18 protein-coding genes are annotated in these 21,402 nt (G+C 63.5%); 8 read left to right on the top strand and 10 right to left on the bottom strand.

Going from position 1 to position 21,402, the window contains the following annotated elements:
• Window positions 1–86: 86 nt before the first annotated feature.
• The 5 genes from ACSBM8_RS04250 to ACSBM8_RS04230 all read right to left on the bottom strand — a co-directional run bounded on the left by ACSBM8_RS04250 (window position 87) and on the right by ACSBM8_RS04230 (window position 6,218).
• Entirely contained in the window at window positions 87–1,142 is a 1,056-nt protein-coding gene (locus tag ACSBM8_RS04250; RefSeq protein ID WP_442680414.1) for a hypothetical protein, read from the bottom strand.
• A 55-nt stretch (window positions 1,143–1,197) separates the two neighbouring features.
• Entirely contained in the window at window positions 1,198–1,563 is a 366-nt protein-coding gene (locus tag ACSBM8_RS04245; RefSeq protein WP_442680413.1) for a hypothetical protein, read from the bottom strand.
• 162 nt (window positions 1,564–1,725) lie between these two features.
• Window positions 1,726–3,372: a M28 family metallopeptidase gene (locus tag ACSBM8_RS04240; protein WP_442680412.1), complete on the bottom strand. Its 1,647-nt coding sequence runs from the start codon at window positions 3,370–3,372 to the stop codon at window positions 1,726–1,728.
• 215 nt (window positions 3,373–3,587) lie between these two features.
• Window positions 3,588–5,903, bottom strand: a complete 2,316-nt coding sequence (clpA, locus tag ACSBM8_RS04235) for an ATP-dependent Clp protease ATP-binding subunit ClpA (RefSeq protein ID WP_442680411.1) — start codon at window positions 5,901–5,903, stop codon at window positions 3,588–3,590.
• 117 nt (window positions 5,904–6,020) lie between these two features.
• Entirely contained in the window at window positions 6,021–6,218 is a 198-nt protein-coding gene (locus tag ACSBM8_RS04230) for a DUF1192 domain-containing protein (protein WP_442680410.1), read from the bottom strand.
• Window positions 6,219–6,396: 178 nt separating this feature from the next.
• Here ACSBM8_RS04230 and ACSBM8_RS04225 point away from each other — a divergent pair, with 178 nt between their 5' ends.
• Complete coding sequence (locus ACSBM8_RS04225) at window positions 6,397–7,395, top strand: NAD(P)H-quinone oxidoreductase (protein ID WP_442680409.1); 999 nt, start codon at window positions 6,397–6,399, stop codon at window positions 7,393–7,395.
• A gap of 293 nt (window positions 7,396–7,688) precedes the next feature.
• Window positions 7,689–9,617 (top strand): CocE/NonD family hydrolase, encoded by a 1,929-nt coding sequence (locus ACSBM8_RS04220; protein WP_442680408.1) that lies wholly within the window; start codon window positions 7,689–7,691, stop codon window positions 9,615–9,617.
• A 23-nt stretch (window positions 9,618–9,640) separates the two neighbouring features.
• Here the strand turns inward: ACSBM8_RS04220 and ACSBM8_RS04215 are convergent, their stop codons facing one another.
• Window positions 9,641–10,750, bottom strand: a complete 1,110-nt coding sequence (locus ACSBM8_RS04215) for an alpha/beta fold hydrolase (protein WP_442680407.1) — start codon at window positions 10,748–10,750, stop codon at window positions 9,641–9,643.
• Window positions 10,751–10,997: 247 nt separating this feature from the next.
• On the opposite strand from ACSBM8_RS04215, the gene ACSBM8_RS04210 reads away from it, so the two are divergent.
• From ACSBM8_RS04210 to ACSBM8_RS04200, 3 genes are all read left to right on the top strand, one after another.
• A complete protein-coding gene (locus tag ACSBM8_RS04210; RefSeq protein WP_442680406.1) occupies window positions 10,998–11,324 on the top strand; it encodes a hypothetical protein in 327 nt (108 codons plus the stop codon).
• 194 nt (window positions 11,325–11,518) lie between these two features.
• Window positions 11,519–12,718 carry a diguanylate cyclase domain-containing protein gene (locus ACSBM8_RS04205; protein WP_442680405.1) on the top strand — a complete coding sequence of 400 codons (1,200 nt, stop codon included), beginning with the start codon at window positions 11,519–11,521 and terminating at the stop codon, window positions 12,716–12,718.
• Window positions 12,719–12,846: 128 nt separating this feature from the next.
• Complete coding sequence (locus tag ACSBM8_RS04200) at window positions 12,847–13,734, top strand: AraC family transcriptional regulator (RefSeq protein ID WP_442680404.1); 888 nt, start codon at window positions 12,847–12,849, stop codon at window positions 13,732–13,734.
• Window positions 13,735–13,875: 141 nt separating this feature from the next.
• Here ACSBM8_RS04200 and ACSBM8_RS04195 read toward each other — a convergent pair whose 3' ends face one another.
• Window positions 13,876–14,133 carry a hypothetical protein gene (locus tag ACSBM8_RS04195; RefSeq protein WP_442680403.1) on the bottom strand — a complete coding sequence of 86 codons (258 nt, stop codon included), beginning with the start codon at window positions 14,131–14,133 and terminating at the stop codon, window positions 13,876–13,878.
• Between the two features lie 300 nt (window positions 14,134–14,433).
• Here ACSBM8_RS04195 and ACSBM8_RS04190 point away from each other — a divergent pair, with 300 nt between their 5' ends.
• Entirely contained in the window at window positions 14,434–14,907 is a 474-nt protein-coding gene (locus ACSBM8_RS04190) for a cupin domain-containing protein (RefSeq protein WP_442680402.1), read from the top strand.
• Between the two features lie 446 nt (window positions 14,908–15,353).
• Here ACSBM8_RS04190 and ACSBM8_RS04185 read toward each other — a convergent pair whose 3' ends face one another.
• The 3 genes from ACSBM8_RS04185 to ACSBM8_RS04175 all read right to left on the bottom strand — a co-directional run bounded on the left by ACSBM8_RS04185 (window position 15,354) and on the right by ACSBM8_RS04175 (window position 18,977).
• Window positions 15,354–15,938, bottom strand: coding sequence for a hypothetical protein (locus ACSBM8_RS04185; RefSeq protein ID WP_442680401.1), 585 nt, complete (start codon window positions 15,936–15,938; stop codon window positions 15,354–15,356).
• A 60-nt stretch (window positions 15,939–15,998) separates the two neighbouring features.
• Complete coding sequence (locus ACSBM8_RS04180) at window positions 15,999–17,102, bottom strand: DUF4272 domain-containing protein (RefSeq protein ID WP_442680400.1); 1,104 nt, start codon at window positions 17,100–17,102, stop codon at window positions 15,999–16,001.
• Window positions 17,103–17,183: 81 nt separating this feature from the next.
• Entirely contained in the window at window positions 17,184–18,977 is a 1,794-nt protein-coding gene (locus ACSBM8_RS04175; protein WP_442680399.1) for an ABC transporter transmembrane domain-containing protein, read from the bottom strand.
• A 106-nt stretch (window positions 18,978–19,083) separates the two neighbouring features.
• On the opposite strand from ACSBM8_RS04175, the gene ACSBM8_RS04170 reads away from it, so the two are divergent.
• Together ACSBM8_RS04170 and dgcA are read left to right on the top strand one after the other, a co-directional pair.
• Complete coding sequence (locus ACSBM8_RS04170; protein WP_442681485.1) at window positions 19,084–20,322, top strand: polyhydroxyalkanoate depolymerase; 1,239 nt, start codon at window positions 19,084–19,086, stop codon at window positions 20,320–20,322.
• 95 nt (window positions 20,323–20,417) lie between these two features.
• A complete protein-coding gene (dgcA, locus tag ACSBM8_RS04165; RefSeq protein ID WP_442680398.1) occupies window positions 20,418–21,395 on the top strand; it encodes an N-acetyl-D-Glu racemase DgcA in 978 nt (325 codons plus the stop codon).
• Window positions 21,396–21,402: the final 7 nt, after the last annotated feature.

The raw sequence follows: 21,402 nt of genomic DNA, 5'->3' as shown, positions 1-21,402 counted from the left end.
GCGCAGTCGTTTGGCCGCGCCCCATCGCCAAATATGTCGGCACGGATCGCCATGCCGACATGTCGCCTGATGCACCAACCCGCGCGTTAGGCGATGGCTTCCATCGGGCTCAACGGCTTCATCTTCACCGCAATCTTTTCAAGCATGCCATCGGCAATCAGCAATTCCTTGTCCTTTTCGGTGTCGGCAGGGCCGCCCATGCCGAAGAAGGTCGAACCATAGACTTCGGTGCCGAAGATTTTCTTGGCGAGTTCGTTCGTGCGATCCTGCACGTCGCCGCCGGCGCGATCGATCACGACGTGCTGGAACGCCGGCAGCGAATTCCCCACCCCCGGCTTCGGAGCCGCCGGCTTGGGATAATCCTTGGCGAGCGGCCGCTGATGGATCGGCTTCATCGTCGATTTGGAGGTCGTCGAGCCATACATGGTCACCACACCCGCGGTGCTGGTCTCCAGGCTGTCCGTCTCCAGCATGGCGGAAAGGTAGAAGGTCAGTTCGATGATTTCGGCCAGCGTCGCCTTGAATGGCGGGCTGCGCCGCACCGGCTTCTTGAGCAAGGGCGCCGCGCGCAGATGCTTGTAGGCCTCGTCCTTTTCCTTCTCGCTCATTGAGCGGTCGCTTTCGACCAGCTGCGCCATCCGGATCGCGCAATTCTGATTGGCGCGCATGAAGGAATCAAGTTCCAGATATTGGACCAGCGGCTCCGGCGAGATCACCCTGTCCGTGGAATGCAAATATTCATCAACAATCTTATCCGCTTTCTCTTTAACCGAATCCTTCATGCCGTCGATGAAGCTGCCGACGGCAAACGCAACGCCGTCATTTTTCCGCACCGACCGGAACAGCCGGAACATCGTATCATTCAGCGTGCGGCGCGCGACCGTGACGACGCTGCGTTTGGCGATCATCTTGAGCGTCGCGCTGCCGATGCTGCCGAGCAGTATCGAACCTGTCGCGACGCAGGCCGCGGTGACGAACAACTCACCGGCTTCCTTGTCGGAATCCTTCTGCTTATCCAGCGTTTCCTTATATTTGGAATAAGCTTGCGTGTATGCGACGACATAAGGATTGCCGACCATTGTGCGCCAGTCATTATCCGCGAGCATGACGGCCGTCTCGAACTCTTGAAAACGCTGACTCACAGTCGTGTCTCCCTCTAAGATACTTACAGGTTGATGCAGTCGAACAGCGGCGCGGTTACCAGTCCGCTTGAATGCAGCGGGCCACGGCCGGCGCGGAACTGTCTGCCAACGTGCCCCCCACCTTAGTTTCGCACGCCTTGCGCACTTGCTCATACTTTTCGAAATTTTCGGTCTGGTACCGGTTAAGCTGCGCGCTCATGCGCTTATTTTCGGCGATCGCCTTGTCGTTGGCGTCGAGCAGCGCATCGCCCTCGCTCGCAACGGCGCTATTGTCGACGGCGGCCATGTCCGCCGGCGCCGTCGAAGACGGCCCCGCGGCCGGCTGGCTGACAGCTACTTCGGTGGTCTTATTGGAACGTTCGCACCCACCCAGCAGCGCGGCGGCGGCCAGTGCGATCACCAGCGGCATCGTACGCGTCATGTTGATCTCCCTCAAATCCAGAACCGAACCGCTGCGGGAAGGTTCCGGCGCCGTACCGGTATCGATTGCGTACTCCGGACGACTTTATGTCATCTTTAAGAGACACGATGATTACTCGACCGCATAGGCGCGCTCGACAAAGCGAGCCGACAGCGCGACGGATTAAGGGCGCCGCGCGCCTGCCGTGGTGTCCCGAACCGCACGAAACTCGCTGTTAGCGCTCCAGTTCGGCCACTCGCGGGAATTGGCGAGCCGCTGGCCGAGCGCGTAGATCAACTCCGCGTCCAGTGCCTGCCCCGCCGCATTCCATGCGGGCGTCCACTCGTCGGCCGGCTGATGATATTTGTCGCGCGTATAGGCTTCGCTGTCAGCCCTGCCTGCCGCAACACCGCCCTGGACCAGGTCTTCGCCGCTGCCGATCGAGATGGCGGGAACGCCGCGCTTGGCCATCGGGAAATGGTCCGACCGGTAGAAGTGGCCGGCCTCGGTCTGCGGATCGGGGGTGAATGTCCGTCCCTGCTTGGCGCCTTCCGCAATCAGATCGTCGAGCAGCCCTAGCTTGGCGCTGCCGGAGATCGTGAAGTCGCGCGCCGGACCCGCGGTGCTCAGCGCATCCGTGTTCAGCATGCCCACCGTCGTCGCCAGCGGATAAAGCGGATTGGCCGCATAATATTCAGAGCCAAGCAGGCCCTTTTCCTCGGCAGTGACGGCAAGGAAAAGGATCGATCGGTCCGGCTTGGGTCCGGCCGCAAAAGCGCGCGCCATCTCGATCAGCACGGCAATGCCGTCGGCATTGTCGACCGCGCCATTATAGATGCGGTCGCCCTTCGCATCCGGTTGTCCGACCCCCAAATGATCCCAGTGCGCCGAATAGACGATCGTCTCGTCAGGATGTTTGGCGCCGGCAAGTCGGCCCACGATATTGTGCGAGACGATCGTCTCCGACTGGACCGCATAATTGGCCGATAGCATCGCCTTGAGCGGCATCGGCTTGAAGTCACGGCTTTGGGCGGCCTTCTTCGCGGCTTCGAAATCCAGCCCGGAATCGGCAAACAGCTTCACGGCCAGATCGCGCTGGATCCAGCTTTCGAACGGCGTATGTGCCGCCTTGGGATCGGCGCGGACGATGTCGAACATCGTGTTGGTGTTGGAATTCTTGACGGTTGCCCAGCCGTACGAGGCCGGCGCCGTTTCATGCACGATCAGCACGCCGGCGGCGCCACGCCGCGCGGCTTCCTCATATTTGTAGGTCCAGCGGCCATAATAGGTCATCGCCTTGCCGCCGAAATCACCCGATCCGGTCTCGAAATCGGCATCGTTGATCAGCACGACCAGCATCTTGCCGCGCACGTCGACACCCTTGAAATCGTCCCACTTCCGCTCCGGCGCGCTCGTCCCATAACCCACGAACAGCAGCGGCGCGTTCTTTAGCGTGACCTGCTTGTCCCCATTCATCGCCGCGCGCACCGCAATCTGATCGCCCTGCGTCAGCGGCATCGCGGTACCGTTGCTGGTGATGCTGAGCGAAGGCGTACCGGTGATCGAGGCGCGCAGCAGCGGCACATCCTGCGTCCAGCCACGTGTGCCGCCTTTCAGGTCACCACCGGGCTGGATCCCGATCGCCTTCAACTGGCCGACAATATAATCGATCGTCTTGGGCTCCGCCGCGGTTGCCGGCCCGCGCCCTTCATAGGCGTCGGACGCCAATATCTCGACATGATGCGACAGGCGCGCAGGATCGAAATGCGGCGTCGCCTGCGCGAATACCGTGGTGGAGAGCAAAGCGAGCAGCAGCGGGAATTTTTTCATGTGCCAAGCTTGGCAGGCCCGACGCCCCGTTTCAATCCTCTCTCCTCCCCGGCACGGGGAGGGGGACCGCGGTGCGAAGCGCCGTGGTGGAGGGGCCAGCGCCGCGCAGGCGCACGCTGCACGCAATCCACACCCACCTCCCTGTCCCGGGAAGAGACATAAAAAACGCCCGGCGGATTCCTCCACCGGGCGTCTTCATTCAGTCGGAACTAGGCTTACGCTTTGGCTTCCGCCTTCGGCTTGCCCTTGCGCTTCGGCTTGGGCGCGGCCGCGACGATCTCGAACGCCAATGCGCCGTCCTTCATATGGACCTTGACCTCGCCGCCGCTGACCAGCTTGCCGAACAGCAACTCCTCGGCCAGCGGCTGCTTGATCTTCTCCTGGATCAGGCGGCCCATGGGACGCGCACCGTAGAGCTTGTCATAGCCCTTCTCGGTCAGCCATGCCTTGGCCTCATCGTCCAGGGAGATGTGCACCTCGCGATCGGCCAGCTGCAGTTCCAGCTGCAGGATGAACTTCTCGACCACGCGCGCGATTACCGGCGTCGGCAGGTAACCGAACGGCACGATCGCATCCAGACGGTTGCGGAATTCCGGCGTGAACATTTTCTTGACCGCTTCCTCATCCTCGCCCTCGCGGGTGAGGTTGCCGAAGCCCAGGCTTTCGCGCGCCATGTCGGACGCGCCGGCATTGGTGGTCATGATCAGGATGACGTTGCGGAAATCGACCGTCTTGCCGTGGTGGTCGGTCAGCTTGCCGTTATCCATCACCTGCAACAGGATGTTGAACAGATCCGGATGCGCCTTCTCGATCTCGTCGAGCAGCAGCACCGAATGCGGGTTCTGGTCGACCGCATCGGTCAGCAGCCCGCCCTGATCGTAGCCGACATAGCCCGGGGGGGCACCGATCAGCCGGCTGACCGAATGGCGCTCCATATATTCGGACATGTCGAAGCGCTGAAGCGGAATGCCCATGATCGACGCCAGCTGGCGTGCGACCTCGGTCTTGCCGACACCGGTCGGACCGGTGAACAGATAGTTGCCGATCGGCTTGTCCGGGTCGCGCAGGCCCGCCCGGCTGAGCTTGATCGCCGACGACAAGGTGTTGATCGCCGCATCCTGCCCGAACACGACCCGCTTGAGATCGGTATCGAGCGTGGCCAGCGCCTTGGTATCGTCGGTCGAAACCGACTTCGGCGGAATGCGCGCCATCGTCGCGATCACCGCCTCGATCTCCTTCGCGGTGATCGTCTTCTTGCGCTTGGCCGGCGGCACCAGCATCTGCATCGCACCGACCTCGTCGATCACGTCGATCGCCTTGTCGGGCAATTTGCGGTCGTTGATGTAGCGCGACGACAGCTCCACCGCCGACTTGATCGCCTCGGTCGTGTACTTGACCTTGTGATGGCTCTCGAAGGCGGTGCGCAGCCCGGTCAGGATCTTGATCGTATCCTCGACCGTCGGCTCCTTCACGTCGATCTTCTGGAAGCGCCGGAGCAGCGCCCGGTCCTTCTCGAAATGATTGCGGAACTCCTTGTAGGTGGTCGATCCGATGCAACGGATCGTGCCGCCCGACAAAGCCGGCTTCAGCAGATTGGACGCATCCATCGCGCCGCCGCTGGTCGCACCAGCGCCGATGACCGTGTGGATCTCGTCGATGAACAGGACCGCGTCCGGCAGCTTCTCAAGCTCGGTCACGACCTGCTTCAGCCGCTCTTCGAAGTCGCCGCGATAGCGGGTCCCCGCCAGCAAGGCGCCCATGTCGAGCGAATAGATCACGGCGGGCAGCAACACCTCGGGCACGTCGCCCTCGACAATCTTGCGCGCCAGGCCTTCCGCAATCGCGGTTTTGCCGACGCCGGGATCGCCCACATAAAGCGGGTTGTTCTTGGAGCGGCGGCACAGAATCTGGATCGTGCGATCGACCTCGGGCCCACGCCCGATCAGCGGATCGACACGGCCTTCCTTAGCCTTGGCGTTCAGATCGACGCAGAATTGCTTGAGCGCGCTCTCGGCCTTCTTGCCGCCGCCCTCTGCTTTCTGCGCCTTCTCTTCTTCCGCACCCTTGGGCTCGCGGCTTTCGCCCGGCTGGCCGGCCTTGCCGACGCCGTGGCTGATGAAGGACACCGCATCGAGGCGGCTCATATCCTGCTGCTGCAGGAAATAGACGGCATAGCTCTCGCGCTCGCTGAAGAGCGCGACGAGCACGTTGGCACCCGTCACCTCCTCGCGACCGGAGGATTGCACGTGCAGGATGGCGCGCTGCACCACGCGCTGGAAACCGGATGTCGGCGACGGATCATTGCCACTCTCGGTCTTGAGCGCATCAAGCTCGCTATCGAGATAGGTGGCGACCGCCTCCTTGAGCTCATCGAGATCGACTCCGCACGCCGTCATCACCTTCGACGCATGCTCGTCGCTCACCAACGCGAGCAGGAGATGCTCCAGCGTCGCATATTCGTGGTGGCGCGAGGACGCGGCGGTCAGCGCGTTGTGAAGAGTCTGTTCGAGCTCGCGGGCAAAACTAGGCATGTAATGTTTACTCCCGCAGGGGCAGCGAGGATGCCGCCCTGCTGATCCCAATGTCGGAACGCGCCGCCCGCGTATCAAGCACCCCCTGCTTGGGTGTGCTAAAGGCGGCGTTTGGCGTCATCGCTTGAACAGGCTCTCGGCGCTGCTGCGGTGATTGACGGCATGATCGATCCGCGCCCGCGTTCGCGCGATCTCCGTCTCCAGCGTCGCGATCCGCGCCTGCAGCTCGTCGACCGACAGCGGATCGAGATCCTGCTTGGTCAGCGCGGCGAGCGGATCGCCGGGAGTCTTGGGAAGGAAGTCTTCCAGATCCATAAGTGGATGCTCCTCCCTTCGCGCGCATCTGTCAAATCCGCTTTGTATCACGCGGCACTTTCCCGAGATCGCCGTGCCCTGATTTCAGGTCATGCCAGCGCAGGCTGGCATCCACGGAACGCACCTTGTGCCCTACCGCCGGGGTGACGGACGACGCCACACAGCCTAAACCACGACCATGACGACCATTCCCCAGACTATGACGGCGATCGACCCCACCGAGGCCGGCGGGCCCGACGTCCTCCAGCCGGTCGAGCGCCCCGTGCCCACGCCCGGCCCGGGCGAACTGCTGATCAAGGTCGCCTCCGCCGGTGTGAACCGGCCGGACCTGATGCAGCGCGCGGGCAAATATCCGCCGCCCCCCGGCGCGCCCTCCATTCCGGGGCTGGAGATCGCCGGCGAGGTGGTGGCGCTGGGCGAAGGCAGCGATGCACGCCTGCTTGGCCGCCCGGTGATGGCGCTCGTGGCAGGCGGCGGCTATGCCGAATATGCTCTGGCGCCCGCGGGCCAATGCATCGCCGTCCCACCCGCTCTGTCGATGGTCGAGGCTGCGGCCCTGCCCGAGACTCTCTTCACCGTCTGGTCTAACCTGTTCGAGCGCGGCCATGCCGCACCGGGCGAAATGGTACTCGTGCACGGCGGCACCAGCGGTATCGGCACGATGGCGATCCTGCTTGCCAAGGCGTTCGGCCTGTCCATCATCGTCACCGCCGGGTCGCCCGAGAAATGCCGTCGCGCGCTGGAAATCGGCGCCGATCATGCCATCGATTATAAGAATCAGGATTTCGTGGCGGAGGTGAAGCGGATCGCCCCCGATGGCGTGCACATCGTGCTCGACATGGTCGGCGGCGACTATCTCCCGCGCAATCTCGCCTGCCTCGCCGAGGAAGGCCGCCACGTCTCGATCGCCACCCAGCGCGGCGCTACCGTCGAACTGCCACTCGGTCTCGTCATGCGCAAACGCCTGACGCTCACCGGATCGATGCTGCGCGCCCGCGACATCGCCTTCAAGACCGCGATCCGCGACGCCCTCGTACGAACCGTCTGGCCGCTGCTCGCCCAGGGCAAGCTCAAACCGATCATCGACGCCACCTTTCCCCTGCGCGACGCCGCACAGGCCCACGCCCACCTGGAAAATGGCGACCATGTCGGCAAGGTCGTGCTGACGGTGGCCTAGACCTTGCTCCGTCCTCACCCACGTCCCACTCCCCCACCCTCACGCCCTCCCCGCTCATGCTGAGTAGAGACCGAGTAGGCGCGAGCGCCGTATCGAGGGCTCGTATCGAAGCACGCTCTCGTACGAACCCTTCTATCCCGCCGGTAACGGCTACCAAATGAAGCAACGTCAGACCCGCCCCGATCCGCCAATCTGCACGATATGATATATCGACTCATTTTGCTCGCAAACTGCTCGACATTCAGGTCTGCGTTTTACTAGTCTCGCATGTTCGACCCTGTACGGGAATCTCCATGACCAAGACGCTCGCGCTCCTCCTGCTCGCCACATCCACTCTTGCGGGGGCTCAGGCGCCCGAGCCGGTCTTTCCCAAAAGCGGCACCGATTTCCCCGCCAAATATGTCGAGCCGACCGACAGCTATGATTACGTCAGGCGCGAGGTCGAAATCCCGATGCGCGACGGGGTCAAGCTCCACACCGTGATCGTCGAGCATAAGGGCACGAAGAACGCGCCGATCATCCTCAATCGCACGCCCTACGATGCCGACGGCCACACCACCCGCAACAAGAGCGGCGTGATGCGCGCGATCCTGCCGCAGAGCTACGACATCTTCGCCGACGCGGGCTATATCATCGTCTTCCAGGACGTGCGCGGCCTCCACGGCTCGGACGGCGGCTATGTCATGACCCGCCCGCCGCGCGGGCCGCTCAACCCGACCAAGGTCGACAACACCACCGACGCCTGGGACACGACCGACTGGCTGGTCAAGAACCTTCCCGAAAGCAACGGCCGCGTCGGCATGATCGGCTCGTCCTATGAGGGCCACACCGTCGTCATGGCGCTGCTCGATCCTCACCCCGCGCTGAAAGTGGCCGCACCGCTCAGCCCGATGGTGGATGGCTGGATGGGCGACGACTGGTTCCATTACGGCGCCTACCGCCAGGGCAGCTTCGATTATATCGTCGGCCAGGAAAGCCCGAAGAAGCAGAAGGCCAGCCTGATCACGTCGAATGCCGACGATTATGACGCCTATCTCAAGGCGGGCTCGGCCGGCGATTTCGCCAAGCTGCACGGGCTCGATCAATTCGGCATGTGGCGCCGTATGTCGGAGCATCCGGCCTATGACAGCTACTGGCAGGGCCAGGCGCTCGACAAGGCGGTCGCCGCCCGCCCCTCGACCGTGCCGACGATGTGGCTGCAGGGCCTGTGGGACCAGGAGGATATGTGGGGCGCGATCCACAGCTGGGAGGCGCTGAAGGCCGCTGGTCATATCGGCAATAATTATCTGGTGATGGGCCCGTGGATGCACAGCCAGATCAACCGGGGCGGCTATACTCTCGGGCCGCTCAAATGGCCGGGCGACACCACCACCGATTTTCGCCGCACCGTCATCCTGCCCTTCTTCAACCAATATCTGAAGGACGGCGCACCCAAATTCGATATGCCGCGCGTGCAGATCTACAATACGGGTGAGCAGCATTGGGACAAGTTCGCCAACTGGCCGCTCGCCTGCCAGCAAGGCTGTGCGAAGCCGCTCACGCCGATCTACCTCACCAGCAATTTCGCACTGAGCTTTGACAAGCCAACCGCGGCCCAGGCCGGTGACTCCTATGTCTCCGATCCCGCGCATCCGGTGCCCTACGTCCCGCGTCCGACCGACTTCGGCAATCGCGAGCAATGGGGCCCATGGCTGGTCAGCGATCAACGCCACGCCAATGCCCGGCCGGACGTGATGAGTTATAGTACCGGCACACTCGACAAGCCGGTCCGCATCAGCGGCGCGGCCATTGCCGATCTGTTCGCCGCGACCACCGGTACGGATGGCGACTTCGTCGTCAAGCTGATCGACGTCTACCCGGACGAGATGCCCGACCAGCCCGAAATGGGCGGCTATCAGCTGGCCGTGGCGATGGATATCTTCCGCGGCCGCTATCGCGACAGCTTCGAGCACCCCAGCGCGGTGCCCGCCAACCAGACCGTCGAATATAAGTTCGCCTTGCCGACGACGAACCACGTCTTCCTGCCGGGCCATCGTATCATGGTGCAGGTCCAGTCGAGCCAGTTCCCGCTCTACGACCGCAACCCGCAGACCTACGTCCCCAACATCTTCTTCGCCAAACCCGCCGATTATCGGAAGGCGACGATCACCTTGTCCCGTTCGGCAAACCAGCCCAGCGCGGTCTGGCTGCCGCTGGTGGACGTGGCGCAACCCGCCTCGTGATCGGACCGTCGGTCGCTCGCCCTTCAATCCCGGGCGAGCGGCCGCACGACACTCACCAGCGAGACGAGCATTTTGCCCGGTTCTTCCTCCTGGGCCATATGCGCTGAATCCTCGAACCAGATGATCCGCTTCGATGGTGCTTTGACGCGATCGAACCATCTTGCCACCAGCGCCGCCGACGTGCCGCGATCATGCCGCCCCTGCAGCATCACGATCGGCAGTCGGAAGCTCACCGATCGGCTAAAATCAATCGTGCCGATCTCGCCCCATAGCGCCCGATCGCTGAACGCCTGCCCTTCCCCCATCATCGCCTTGAATTCGTCGGCGCTATAATCCGGGCTCATCTGCGCGATTTTGACATACTGGCCTTCGCCCCCCGGCCAATAATAGCCGCCATAAGCCGCCAGCCATTTACGCTCGACGCCAAGATTCTGGACGTTGCGTTCGGGGTGGGCCCGGTCCGGAAAGGGCGCGATCCGCGTCAGATCTTCGATCGCCTGCCGATTGTTCGCGGCGCGCGCGTCGGCCAGCGTCGCCGCGAAGCCCGCCGCTTCGCTCGCCTGGAAATCGATGAACTGGCCGGTGCCGACATAGGCATGGAACCAGTCTGGGTGGCGTTGCGCCAGTTTCAGGCCGATGATCGTCCCGAACGAATGCGCCATCAGGATGATGCGGCGCTTGCCATAGGTCTTGCGCAGATGCGCTGCGACCGCTTCCGCATCGTCGACCATCCGGGTGATCGACATGGTCGGGCGAATCTTTGCCGGATCGTTGGCAAGGTAGGTCTTGCCCGCCCCGCGCTGATCCCATTGCGCGACCGTGAAATATTCCTCCCAATCGCGCATGTAATAATAACTGACCGGCGACATGGTGAAGCCGGGCCCGGCATGGATCCACAGCAGGACAGGATTGTCCCGGTGCCGGCCGCGCACCGATATCCATTGCGGGATCCCGCCGATCGGCACCAGGCCGACATCTTCGACCGCATCCTTGGTGACCAGCTTGCGCGTCTCGGCAAAGATCTGGTTGGGCGTCTCGGCGGGCACCGCGGGGGCGAGCATGATGGCCGTCACCATGCTGGCCACGCCAGCGATGCGCCGCCGGACGTCGCGCGACCGCTGCGGATTGCCCATCCTGTTTCTCCCATGGATCCAATAGCTCATGGTTTTACCAGTGCAGGCATTGTGCCAATGTGAGACAAGAGCTGGAACATCCGCCAAGCCGTCGCTGCGAACCCCACAATCCGCATAAATTACCATCAGTTGGCGAATGCAGCGGCACCCTCGTCATTCGCGCCGCCCAGGAAAGGCCCCTATTGCCGCATCGATCGACGCGTTCGGCTAGTCGGGACAGCCGCCAGAGCTATGGCATGGCCGAACTATGCTGACCCTGTCCTCCATCGTCCTGTTCGTGCTGATAGCCGTCGCAGTCCTTCCGCTTCTGCTCGTCGGGATCTTGTTCCTGTTCGCGCAATTTAATCTCCCCATTCCCACCAAGCTCGTCGATGTGGTGAGGATCGCCCTGAACGTCGCATGGTCTGTCGGCGCGATCCTGAATATCGTCGGCGGCCTTGCCCTCGCCGCGGTTGCGGTCTGGCTGCCCGTCCATAATCCGACCCGCACCCATCTCGTGCTGGCGCCGCTCCTCGTCGGTGCGGGATTGTGGCGCCTGTGGCGCGGCGTCACCGCCTTCCCGCGCAAGGGATGAATCACGCTTTCTGGCAAGCTGCTGTGGAAGACTGCCTCGTCTTTCCTTGGGTGAGAAATTGTAAAATTCTTTCCAATGGCCCCCGTGACTTCGCCTTCACTTTGTGAGGCAAATAACACCCATATGCTCCCAACTGGATGCTTCTTTCCACACAGCCTATCGCATCTGTTGCAGTAGCTGTTATTCTGCCGGAAATGTCTGCTCTGCCGACACTATCGCGTAACGCCGAACACCTGCCGGACGCGGTCTACCGCGATCTGGTGGATATGTTGTTCAGCATGACCATTCCGGTCGCCTTCATGGGCAGCGCTTTCGTCGGCGTCGCCTTCATCGCCGGTGAGGCGTTTCACGATCCGTGGATGATGGCCTTTGCGATCGCCGTCACCCTCCTCACCATTGTCCGCTTGCTCACCCTGCGTGCCTATCGCCGGCGCGCGGGGGCCACCCTTGCCCTCGCCACGCTGGCGCGGTGGGAAACGCGCTATGCGTGGAGCACTTATCTCTTCGCCATTCTGCTGGGCCTGTTCAATGTTCGCGCATTGATGTTCCACGACGCGCTGCTGCACCTGATCGCGGTCAGTCTCGTCTTCGTCTTCGGCGCGGGCCTCGTATCGCGGATTTCGATCCGACCGCGCATCTGCATCATCAGCATGTTGCTGGCGACGTTACCAACCGCAATCACGTTGCTCGTCCATTCCTTCATGGCGCACAGCAACCCGATCCATGCGGAATTATTCGCGATCGAGGCTCTGCTGATGATGGCCGCCATCGTGATGAGCCTTCAGAGCATCGGCCACCTTCACCGCTCGATGGTCGAGCATCTGACCACGAAGCATGATTACGGCATGCTGGCGAAACGGGACGCGTTGACCGGCCTGCCCAACCGGCTGCTCCTGCGGGAAAGATTTCAGAAGGATATCGCGCGGGTTTCCCGCACGGGCAGCCGGCTTGCGATCCATTATCTCGATCTCGATGGGTTCAAGGCGGTGAACGATCTGAACGGACACCCCGCCGGGGACGCGATCCTGCGGGAGGTTGCGACGCGGCTGGAATCGGTGATCCGCTCGGAAGATACGCTCTGCCGTATCGGCGGTGACGAATTCGTCGTGCTACAGGCGATGATCAGCCACGAAGCGGAAGCGGAGATGCTGGCGCGCAGGATCATCAAGAAATTGAGCGCGCCTTACAGGGTGGGCGAGGCCGATGCGCGGCTGTCCGTCAGCGTTGGCATCGACATCGCGACGGAAACCGGCACGGATCTGGAACAGTTGATCCAACGCGCCGACACCGCTTTGTACGTCGCCAAGACGAGCGGAAAGGGCCGCTTTCATTTTTTCCGCGACGATCTTGCGCCCGCTGTGCCTGCCTCTCTCCCCAAAGCGCATATCGTATAAGGCCGTAGCGGCATGGCCGCCTGGATCGCGCTGTCGCTCCGGGACAATAGGCCGCGCCTCAAACCGCAAGATCGGTCGAGCGGCCGCTGCCCAAGTCGGCTTAAGGAGCGCCACCAAGGGGTAGAATTATGACGGCGGCGCTTCATCATTATCAGGCCCGGATGCAACGCGTGCTGGATCATATCGACCAGCAACTCGATGCTGCGCTGGATCTCGAGACGGTCAGCGGTATCGCCGCTTTCTCGAAATTCCATTTCCACCGCCAGTTCAGGGCAACTTTCGGCCTGTCCCTGCTCCACTATGTTCAGCTCGCGCGCATGAAGCAGGCGTCGCATCGGCTGGCGGACAAGGATGGCCCGAGCGTGACGCAGATCGCCCTGGAAGCGGGCTACGATGCGCCGGATGCCTTTGCCCGCGCCTTTCGGCGTCGCGTGGGCCAATCGCCATCCGCGTTCCGGAAATCGCCCGATTGGGCACCGTGGTTCGCCGCCTTCGCGCCTCTCGACAAAGCCAGGAGCATGCTCATGCAAACGCCCATCCGACAGGAAGATGTGATGATCCGGACGATGCCGCCGACGCCGGTGGCGATCATGGAACATCGCGGCGATCCCGCCACCTTGGACGCCACGATTGAGAGGTTCATCGCCTGGCGCAAGCGCGCCGGACTGTCACCGCTCACGAGCCCGACCTTCACGATCTTCCGATCCGAACGGTGCCCCGCCAATCTCGCGGACTATAGTATCGATCTGTGTGTCGGAACGGACCAGCCGATTGTCGAGACGGACCCGCACATGAAGGCAGGCATCATCCCCGGCGGCCGCTGCGCGATGCTGCGCGTGACCCGCCACACCCATGATCTCGAGGCGCCCGCTTTGTACCTCTATCGCGATTGGCTGCCCGCCAGCGGGGAGGAGGCTCGCGATTTTCCCATCTACTGTCAGCGCCACCTTTCCGTGCGAAAAGATGGGTCGGGCCACGACGCCGTAGCCGACCTGTTCCTTCCGCTTGCCGGCTAAGAGGGCCGATCTCCCACTTTTGTGGCACTAAACGCATTGCAACCGGACGATCGCCGTGCCGTTTGCGGAAGTGTCCGATTCCGAACGAAAGCCGGACAGTTGGCGAACCGCCCGCGGCCCCGCGGCCGCGGGCGTAGCCCGTCACTTCTGCGCCAGCTTGGTGTGCTTCGTGGCATCGGCCGCATCGCTGAACTTGGCGCCGTCCGCGACCCATTCCGCCTTGGTGCGGCAGGTGCGAACCGGAAGACGCTGGCCGGTCACATCCTGTGAGATGCAATATTTGTCGTGCTTTGCGTCGTACGTCACCTTCATTTTCACGTCGTCGCTGTTGGTGGCGGCAAAGGCAGGAACAGCCAGCGTACCGAACAGGGCGGCGGCGATGATCACAGTGGCTTTCATGGCATAATCTCCATTGAGGCGGATGACCGGCTACCTGCCGGCCATGACAATGCCATTGCAGGAGCCGTGCCAATTGGCTCCGCACTGGTGCTTTCAACGCAATCCGCCAGATTGGCGCCTGAAAAATCGCCGTGAATTGGCGAGCGTCGCCCAGGATTAGCAAAAATTCCGAAGGACTTTGGCGCAACGACGCCGAAGTTCCTGTGTGTGCTCGGCTCCCCTGGGCGTTGAACGGTTCGGGATGCGTTGACGCGGGCTTAAGGATGCTATCCCTTGGCAGCTCGCTGGAAGGATCCCTAAATGAAGTTCGTCGCTATCTGTGCCCTCGCCCTGATCGCTGCCCCGATTGCGGCGCAGCCCGCTGCGCCGGGCAATTTCGCAACGCCGGCGGACGTGCAGGCACTGGTCGAGCGCATCGGTGCGGGGATGAAGCCTGGTCAGATTTTTGCGATGGCGCCCCTGGTACGGGCCGACTCATCGGTCGCATCGGTGGAATATTGGAAAGGGCCGGGCCGCCCAGCGATCCACCCGACCGATGCCGAATATGCGATCGTGGTTGCTGGCGCGGGCACGCTCGTCATGGGCGGCACGATGACCGAGCCGGACGTCACCAATCCCGGCCTGACCCAGGGCACCAAGATCGAAGGCGGAACGTCCCGCCCGCTTGCGCCGGGCGACATCATCATGGTCCCGGCAGGGGTGCCGCACTGGTTCGGCGTGACCGGCGGCAAACTCGCGCTGCTTGGCCTGAAGCTGCCTCAGCCCAAACCCTAACGCTCAGCCGTTCGCGCCGCGGAAATGGAATAGACGCGGCCGGAATATAGAGATGGGCCCGTCGATATCCTTTGTGTACGGGGCCTATGAGGCCGCGTCAGCAATTTCGAGTTGGCAAATATATTACTGTCGTCGCACTTCTCGAGCTCTGGTGTAAAATACCCGCACATGTGGGGTCAATAAGGACCAGGCGTCATGCGATACGTCGGCGCATTTTTGAAAGCAGTCTTTAGCGCGCTGTATTGGATTACAGTGTTCTTTGCCTACTATTCTGCCGTAGCCGGCGATAGATTTCCCCAACCCCGCAATCCGACATTCCTGGAAACATATGGCAGAGGCATCATCGTCCTTGCCGTGAGCACCGCTATTTTCGGTGCACTAATCTATCTGAACGATCGACGGCGAAAGCCCTGAAGACGATCCGCCAAATAGTTAGGATAGCTAGCTTAGCCCAGGCGGCATTTGCGGCCGGTCGCCACGCCGCGAAGGAAGCCCCGCCGCGCATAAGCCGCCCGGATCGCCGCGTTCAGCCGACGCTCGGCCGGCGCGGCGCCACTCACTTCGCGCACCAGCCCGCGAAACGGGATGATCGTGTTGACGATCGTCTTGCCGCCGGCTGCCGCCAGCTTGCCGGCCTTGTTCTCGCGCACCGTAACCGCGCCGGCATAGTCCGGTCCCAGCACGTCGTTCAGCGCGAAGATGGCGCTTTTGATCTGCGCGCAGCTGCCCAGTCCCTTCAGCGAATAGGGCGCGGCGGCCGCCTGCTGGACGGGAACAGGAATGGTGACCTTGCTGGCGCCGACGTCACGCGCCGGCTGGCTCGCAATCCGGCCCGCCTCTTTGCCCGTACCCACGATCTTCTCGCGTGTCGTGGTGGTAATCGTGGTCTGGGTCGGCGTGGCGACCGTGCTTTGCGCGGTGCGCGTCGTCGTGACGGTCTTGGGAGCCTCGGTCTGGGCGCGGGCGCCGACGGCGAGAACCGGAAGCAAAGCGAGGGCAATTCCGTGACGGATACAGAACGATTTCATCATGATGCCGCAAAACACGCGTCCCGAAGATTTGGTTCCGTCGGGTAGCGGTGCAACCATCCCTCAAGTCGGCGTATCGACTTCATCCCACGCGGTGCCGAAATCGTTCTGGAAGTTGGTCAGCCAGTTCAACGCGACGTGCCGCTCCATCACCACGTCCCCGTTCGGCTGCGCGATCGCAATATCCTTGGCATGCGCCTGGCGGACGATCCAATGTTCGAGCCAAGTCCGATCGAGCGCGTCGAGGATTTCCGCTGCCGGGCGAAATTGCGGCGTGACGGTTGCCGCGCCCGGCTGCGCCACCGCCGACACCGATCGCCACAAGGCATCGACATCGATCATGCTGTCGCTATCCGCCACGTCCGCGCCCGCAAACCCCAGCGCCCACAGCAGCGCATTGGCCGCCTCATAGCGCCAGGTGATCGCGGCAAAGGCGGCCTCGTCGGCGCCGCCACCATCCAGCAGGGCGCGCTCCCGTTCTGTCAGCGCGGCAAATCCGATGGGATTATCGTCACGCCGACCTGCCGGGATCGGCTCGGACGCAATGCCGTGCGCCTGGCCGCGCGCCGCGACATAGAACAGGGCCAGCGCCCGACGCAGCACCTCGTCCGGCGCGCGAAGGTCCAGTTCCGCCTCGCCGATCGCGGGCGGGATACTCATCGGTGGCCGCAACTCCAGCCCATCCAGCAGCTGCAGCGTCCGCTGACGGCGCTCGATTGCGTCCGGCTGATAGGGCAAGGTCGCTGACGGGTCGGTCGCGCCCTCCGCATCGAGCAGGACCGCCATGTCGGGCGCCCGCACCGAACCGTCGGGAAGGAATAATATCCCGTTGGCGGCGCGTGCCCAGCGCTGCAGCGCGTCCAGGTCGTCCGGCAGGACGTCCAGGCTGACATGGTTGCGCACCCGCTGGACGTGGCGCCAGACATGATAGCGCAACGCCGTCATCTCGCCATCGCCGCGGCTCATGACATAACCGATCAGCCCGCGCAGATGCTCTGCCAGATCCGGATCGGAAAGATCGCGCCGGCCCAGCAATTCGTGCGGGAAATCGATCGCGGGCAACGTCCGGACCGTGGCGTAAACATTGATGCGGACCGGGTCCGGGACGCTTTCGGCGGCGGGTGCATCCGATGCGGCCGTGCCGAACAGGCGTTTCAAGAGGCTCATCATGGCTCCTTCAGATCGTTCGCGACATGTGCGTCACATCGCGCTGTCGCTGGTCGGCAGGCTGTTAGGCGGCACCAGCCGTCAGGCCGCCTCCCCCTCGAACTGCAGCTGCGCCAACCTTGCGTAGAGGCCGGACTTGGCGACCAGCTCATCATGGCGCCCCTGCTCGACGATGCGCCCGCCATCCATCACGACGATGCGGTCCGCCGCCCGCACGGTGGCAAGTCGATGCGCGATGACCAGCGTGGTCCGCTTCTTCATCAATCGCTCCAGTGCATTCTGCACGAGCCGTTCGCTCTCCGCATCCAGCGCCGACGTCGCCTCGTCCAGCAGCAGCAACGGTGCATCCCGCAACAGCGCGCGCGCGATCGCGATCCGCTGGCGCTGTCCACCCGACAGACGCGCGCCGCCCTCCCCCAGGAATGTGTCCAGGCCTTCCGGCAATTCCTGCAGGAACTTGGCGGCATTGGCATTCTCCGCCGCCGCCCACAGCGCCGCATCGTCGGCATCCCAGCGTCCGTAGCGAAGATTGTCGCGCGCGGACGCGGCAAAGATCACCGTATCCTGCGGCACCACCGCGATCCGCGCCCGCACCGCCGCCGGATCGGCCTGGGTCAGTGCGATCCCGTCCATCCTGACCGTCCCGACCTGCGGATCGTAGAAACGCTGGGCCAGCTGGAAGAGCGTGCTCTTGCCCGCCCCGGACGGTCCGACGATCGCCACCCGTTCGCCCGGCGATACCGTCAGGCTGAAATCGTGCAGCGCGGCCACTTCGGGCCGGGTCGGATAGCGGAACTCGACATGATCGAAGGCGATCGTCCCGCGTGGCGGCACCGGCAACGCCTGCGGCTTGGCCGGCGGCGCGATCTCGGGCTGCTCGGCGAGCAATTCGCCCAGCCGGCCGGCCGCTCCGGCGCCGCGCAGCAGATCGCCATAGACTTCCGTCAGCGCGCCGAACGCCCCTGCCACGAAGCCGCCGGTCAGGACGAAAGCGGCGATCGATCCGCCGCTCATCCGCCCCGCCGCGACATCGGTCGCGCCCTGCCACAAGACCATCGTGATCGATCCGAAGATCAGCCCGATCACGATCGCGGTCATGATCGCCCGCACCGTGAAGCGCCGGCGCCCCACGGCGAACGCACTTTCCACCGCGACACCGAACCGGTCCGCCTCGCGCTTTTCCTGGCCGAACGCCTGCACGATCTTCATCGCCGCCAGCGTCTCGGACACCATCGAGCCGACTTCGGCGATCTTGTCCTGCGAGGATCGGCTGAAGCCGCGCACCCGCCGCCCCAGCACGATCACCGGCCCCATGATCAGCGGAATGCCCAGCAGCAGCATCCCCGCCAGCTTGGGCGATAACGTGAAAAGATAGATGATACCGCCAATGCCGGTGAAGCTGTTGCGCAGCGCGATGGAGACGGTCGATCCCACGATCTGTTCAATGATCGCGGTGTCCGACGTCAGCCGCGATGCGATTTCGGACGGCCGATTTTCCTCGAAGAAGCGCGGGGCCAGCCGCAGCAGATTATCTTGCACGCGCCGCCGCAGATCCGCGACCACCCGCTCGCCCAGCCACGACACGAAGTAGAAGCGGCACGCCGTTGCGATCGCCAGGACCAGCACGATCATCAGCAGATAGCGGAAGGACCCATTGACGCTGGCCGCCGATCCGCCGCCCGCGATGAAGCCGCGGTCGATCACGCGCTTGAACCCGTACGGGATCGCCAAGGTCGCGGCCGACGCCACGATCAGCGCCGTTAGGGCGCAGGCGATGCGGCCGGGATATTGCATTGCCATCCCCCAGATCAGGCGGAGTTCGCCGATCCGGCGGCGCTCCTTTGCCGGGGGCAAGGGTGTCGGTGCTTTGGCCATAAAGTTGCTGTAGCAAGCTGCGCGCGTTCAACCAATCGCGCTTTCTAACGTTTGTTGCATTGCGGCGAGCATACGCCCATCTAGATGGTCCTTGGAGGCACAGAATTTGCTGTACGAAGCTTATGAAATGCAGCGGAGCCTGCTCGCCGGTGCCAGCGCTATGGCCGAGCTCGGTTCCGAATGGATGGCGCACCCGGCCAATCCCTTTGCCAGCACCCAGTTCGGGTCGATGATGGCCTCCGGCCTTGATGTGTTCGCGCACGCCTCGGCGCCGCATGGCAAGCCGGAGTTCGGCCTGCCCTTCACGCAGATCGACGGCAAGGACGTCGCGGTCGAGGAGGTGATCGAAGCGCGCAAGCCGTTCGGTCAGCTGGTCCACTTCACCCGCCCCGATGCGCCCAAGGATCAGCCCAAACTGCTGATCGTCGCCCCCATGTCGGGCCACTACGCGACCTTGCTGCGCGGAACGGTCGAGCGGATGCTGCCCGGCCATGACGTGTGGATCACCGATTGGCGTGACGCCCGGCTGGTGCCGCTCGCGGATGGCGAATTCCGGCTCGACGATTATGTCGAATATCTGGTCGGCTGGCTCGAACATATCGGCCCCGGCGCGCATGTCCTGGCCGTCTGCCAGCCGGCGGTGCCTGCCTTTGCTGCCGCCTGTGTCATGTCCGCCGACAAGAATCCGGCCCGCCCGCGTTCGCTGACGATGATGGGCGGCCCGATCGACGCCCGTGAGGCGCCGACGCAGGTCAACACCGTCGCCACCCAGCGGCCGCACAGCTGGTTCGTGCAGAATGTGATCGCGACCGTGCCGATCTATTATCCGGGCGCAGGACGGAAGGTCTATCCGGGCTTCCTCCAGCTCACCGGCTTCATGGCGATGAACTGGGGCAACCACCTTGTCAGCCATTGGCAGATGTTCCGCCATCTGGTCGACGGCGATCAGGAAAGCGCCGAGGGCACCAAGGCCTTTTACGACGAATATCGCTCGGTCTGCGACATGACCGCCGAATTCTATCTCGAGACGATCGACGTGGTGTTCCAGCGCCATCTTTTGCCCAAGGGCGAGATGATGTTCCGCGGCCGCAAGGTCGATCCCGGTGCGATCACGGACATCGCCATGCTCGCGATCGAAGGCGAGCGCGACGATATTTCCGGCGTCGGCCAGACCCGCGCCGCACTGAAGATCACGCCCAACCTGCCCGACGATCAGAAGAAATATCTGCTCGCGAAATCGGTCGGCCATTACGGCATCTTCAACGGCCGCCGCTGGCGCAACGAGATCGCGCCCGTGTTGGAAACCTTCATCGCCGACGCGGACAAGCGCGCGGCCAAGGCCTGACCGTCAAGACTATGAAAGCAGGGTTCTCAGGAGACTAGACCATACCCCTGAGACCCCGGCTTCCGCTCGGGCGACGGCACTGTATTAAGACCCGCATGATCCTCACCGCACGCATCGAACGCTGGCCCGTCGCCGGCGCCTTCACCATCTCTCGCGGCGCCAAGACGCATGTCGATGTCGTCGTCGCGGAGATTGCCGCCGACGGTCATGTCGGTCGCGGCGAAGGCACCGCCATTTATTATCACGGCGAAACCGCAGGAAATGTGCTGGAACAGCTTCAGACGCAGATAGACGCCGTCGCGAACGGGCTCACCCGCGCCGAATTGCAAACGCGCCTGCCCCGCGGCGCCGCGCGCAACGCGCTCGATGCTGCCCTGTGGGACCTGGAGGCGAAGCGGACCGGCACGCCCGTGTGGCAGCTTGCCGGCCTTGCCGAGCCCGCCCCCCAGATCACCGCCTTCACCATTTCGGTCGCCGATCCGGCGAAGATGGAGGCGGATGCGCGCGCGTCCGCCCACCTGCCTCTGCTCAAACTGAAGCTTGCGGGCGAAGGCGACGAGGCGCGCGTCGCGGCGGTCCGTCGCGGCGCCCCGGCTGCCCGGCTGATCGTCGATGCCAATGAATCCTGGACCGGCCGCGACATTGCCGCAGAGGCGGCCCGTCTGGCCGACCATGGTGTCGAGTTGATCGAACAGCCAGTGCGGGCGGGTGAGGATGCACTGTTGGACGGCGTGAAAGCAGCCATCCCCTTCGCCGCCGACGAAAGCTGCCAGGATCGCAGCGATCTTGCGCGCTGCGCCGGCCGCTATCAGGCGATCAACATCAAGCTCGACAAGTCGGGTGGGCTGACCGAGGCGCTCGCTTTGGCGCGGGAGGGTCGCGACATGGGCCTGGAGATCATGATCGGCTGCATGCTCGGCACCTCGCTCGGCATGGCCCCGCCCTTCCTTCTCGGCGCGCAGGCGCGTTGGGTCGATCTGGACGGCGCGCTATTGCTTGCCGAGGATCGTCCCTCACCGATGACGGCGGCGGGCGGCTATCTCTCGCCGCCCGCCGCCACGCTCTGGGGCTGATTGCGCG

Origin of the sequence: Sphingomonas sp. ASY06-1R (genome assembly GCF_052180265.1) — a bacterium.
Taxonomy (GTDB): domain Bacteria; phylum Pseudomonadota; class Alphaproteobacteria; order Sphingomonadales; family Sphingomonadaceae; genus Sphingomonas_I.
Note: the sequence above shows the minus strand (reverse complement) of the source record. Positions and strands in the feature narration are given on the sequence as shown.